This window comes from Polaromonas sp. P1_E3 (assembly GCF_056405935.1).
Map to the genome: position 1 here is coordinate 1 of NZ_JBFUBD010000344.1, position 2839 is coordinate 2839.

A 2839-nucleotide genomic window follows, 5' to 3' on the forward strand; every position below is an offset into this window, starting at 1 on the left:
GTCCTGGGCCTGGCCAGCAGCGGCGTGCATTCCAACGGTTTCAGCCTGGTGCGCAAGTGCATTGAACGCGCCGGCGCTGCGGCTCCGGCGAAGCTTGACGGCAAGCCTTTCAAGCAGGCCCTGATGGAGCCTACCCGCCTGTACGTCAAGAACGTGCTGGCCGCGCTGGCTGCCCACCCGATCAAGGCGCTGGCCCACATCACCGGCGGCGGCTTGCTCGAAAATATTCCGCGCGTGCTGCCCGAAGGCATGGCCGCCCACCTCAAAAAGGGAAGCTGGCCGCAGACCGAGCTGTTCGCCTGGCTGCAAAAAACCGCCGGTATCGACGACTTCGAGATGAACCGCACCTTCAACAACGGCATCGGCATGGTCGTCGTGGTGGATGCCGCCCATGCGCAAGCTACGGCCAAAACCCTGCGCGACGCCGGCGAGCAGGTGTATGAAATCGGTGTGATAGCGCCCAAGGGCGACGGCGCCGCCGTCACGGTCGGTTAAGCGCTCCATCAGGCCAACGCCAGCCCCGCTACGCCAAGCAGCATCAGCGCCGCACCCGCCACTTGCGAAGGCTTGAGGGATTCCTTGAGCATCCTGGCCCCCACCAGGGTGCCTATCAGCATGGACATCTCCCGCACAGGCGCCACATAACTCAGCGGCGCGCCCTGTACGGCGAACAACACCAGGCAATAGGCCAGCGGCGACAGCACGCCGACCAGCACAATCGCCGTGCGGTGCTGCCGCCACTGCCCACCCAGCGCGCTGCGCTGGTGCAACGCCCAGGGCGCGAGCAGCACCGTGCGAAACGCCAGGCTTGTGGCGTAGAACAGGACGGGCGCCATGCCCAGCGACTTCACGGCCCAGCCGTCGATCACGGTATAGCCCGCAATGCACAAACCCGTCAACGCCCCCCAAAACACGCCGCGCCGGCGCCGCTGCGCGTCTGTGCTGGCGGCGCCCGTGGCGCCACCGGCTGTCATGAACACCCCGGCCAGCACCAGGGCCACGCCCAGCCAGCCCAGTGCGCTGGGCAGCTCACCCAGCAGCACCACAGCCCCCAGCACAGCCAGCAGCGGCCCGGTGCCCCTGGCCATCGGGTAGACCACAGCAAAGTCGCCCATCCGGTAGCCCTTTTGCAGCACCAGCAAATAAACCACATGCACCAGCGCGCTAGCCAGCACCGCCAGCCACATCCAGCCGTCGAAAGCCTGGGGACGCAGATACCAGGCCACCAGCGCGACCGGCGCTGCGGCTGCCACGCTGACGCAGCCGAAKAACCAGACGAACAACGTACCGCCCGCCGCGCGTTTGGCCACGATGTTCCAGAGCGCGTGGCAAACCGCTCCGGCGAGCACCAGCGCCAGCGTGTGGGCGTTCACGGCGCCTCGCCGAACGCGGGCAGGCGAAAACGGCTGTCCAGCAAATCTTTGACGCGCCCGGCCACAGCCTCACACTCCGCCTCCGTGAGTGCTTCGAATGCCGATGCCCGGGCCGCCATGTCAGACCAGCGCGGGAATTTGGGCGACTCGCCCCAGCGCCAGTCGGGACGCGCCGCCTGCCGGTTGCGCCCCAGCACGTGCAGGTGTACCCGGCGATGCGCCTGCACGTTCTTGGGCCCCACAGGCAAGGCCTCGTCGTTAAGCGCCCAGTTGCCCGCCTCCCAGTAATTGATGCAACCGTCCCGCAGGCTGGGCAGCACATCCAGCATGGCACGGCCGGTGGCGGCCACAAGGCAAGACCAGTGCGCCAGCTCCAGGGGTGTCAGCTCGCTGCGCTCCCAGACCGGCCGCGGTGGATTTACCACCAGGTGCCCGCCGTCGCGGCGGTCGCACAGGAGGGTGTCCGGAACAATGAGGGCGCCGCCCGGGCAGGTGTGCAAAAGAAGGGGCATGCAAAGGACCTTTGAAAGAAATGATGAGTGAATGTCATTAACCAAAACCATATAGTCGCCATAATCGTTGAATATCCCGGATAAAGTCCTCAAAAACATGCAAAAACCAGCCTCACTGATGAGTAAATCAGATACCGCCGACCAGGCGCTGCCGCTGAATGCCGTGCGGGTGTTTGTGGAGGCCGCCCGGCAGCTCAACTTCAGCCGCGCTGGCCGGGTGCTCGGCATGAGCCAGGGCGGTGTCAGCCGCCATGTGGCGACGCTGGAGCGTTATTTCGGGCAAGCCCTGTTCGCGCGCACTGGTACCTCCGTGCGCCTGACGGATGCGGGGCGCCTGTATTTCGACACAGTGCAGGAGGCCCTGTCCACGATAGAACTCGCAACCCGCCAGATGGTGCAAAGCCAGGCCGGCGCCCGCCGCCTGATCGTGCGGACTTCCCTGCCCACCTTTGCGATGGCGACCCTGATTCCTGCCTTGCCGCACTTTCGTCCCGCAGCGCCCGTGTCCGTGGATCTCGTGACCTCTCTCTCACCCCCCGGTCCCGGCGACAACTATGACGTGCTGGTCTCACGCGACCTGAGCATCGGCAGCGCCGAGCACTGGCTGCTGGCGGCCGAAAACCTGGTGTGCGTGGCAGCGCCGGCGCGCTGCCGCGAATTCGCGGCCCAGCCCATCGCCCGCTGGCAGTTTCTCGTCGCGCAGTCGCGTCCGGATGTGCTGGTCGCCTGGTCCAACCAGCAGGGCATGCAAGCCGCCGGCATCCATGTCAGTGCGAGCTTCGACCACTACTTCCTGGCCATCGCAGCGGCCCTGGGCGGTATGGGGCACCTGGTGGTGCCGGAGCTGTTGGTGGCCGAACCCCTGCGCCAGGGGCACCTGGTCCGGGCCGCGACCGCTGCGGTTCGAGGCGACGGCAGCTATTCGGCCTACATCAATCCACGCAGTGCCGTACC

Annotated in this window: 4 protein-coding genes; 2 read left to right on the forward strand and 2 right to left on the reverse strand. The window is 66.4% G+C overall.

Going from position 1 to position 2839, the window contains the following annotated elements:
* Nucleotides 1-495 (forward strand): AIR synthase-related protein (locus tag AC1D0Z_RS18875; RefSeq protein ID WP_477659724.1); only part of this gene is annotated, 495 nt, incomplete at its 5' end.
* A gap of 8 nt (nt 496-503) precedes the next feature.
* Here AC1D0Z_RS18875 and AC1D0Z_RS18880 read toward each other — a convergent pair.
* A complete protein-coding gene (locus tag AC1D0Z_RS18880; protein WP_477659725.1) occupies nt 504-1373 on the reverse strand; it encodes an EamA family transporter in 870 nt (289 codons plus the stop codon).
* The gene (locus AC1D0Z_RS18885; protein WP_477659726.1) at nt 1370-1885 is read right to left on the reverse strand and encodes a hypothetical protein; all 516 of its coding nucleotides are present in this window, start codon (nt 1883-1885) and stop codon (nt 1370-1372) included. Before AC1D0Z_RS18885 ends, AC1D0Z_RS18880 begins: the two co-directional genes overlap by 4 nt.
* 118 nt (nt 1886-2003) lie before the next feature.
* Between AC1D0Z_RS18885 and AC1D0Z_RS18890 the strand changes: the two genes are divergently transcribed.
* Nucleotides 2004-2839: LysR family transcriptional regulator (locus AC1D0Z_RS18890; protein WP_477659727.1), on the forward strand; the 836-nt coding region annotated here is incomplete at its 3' end.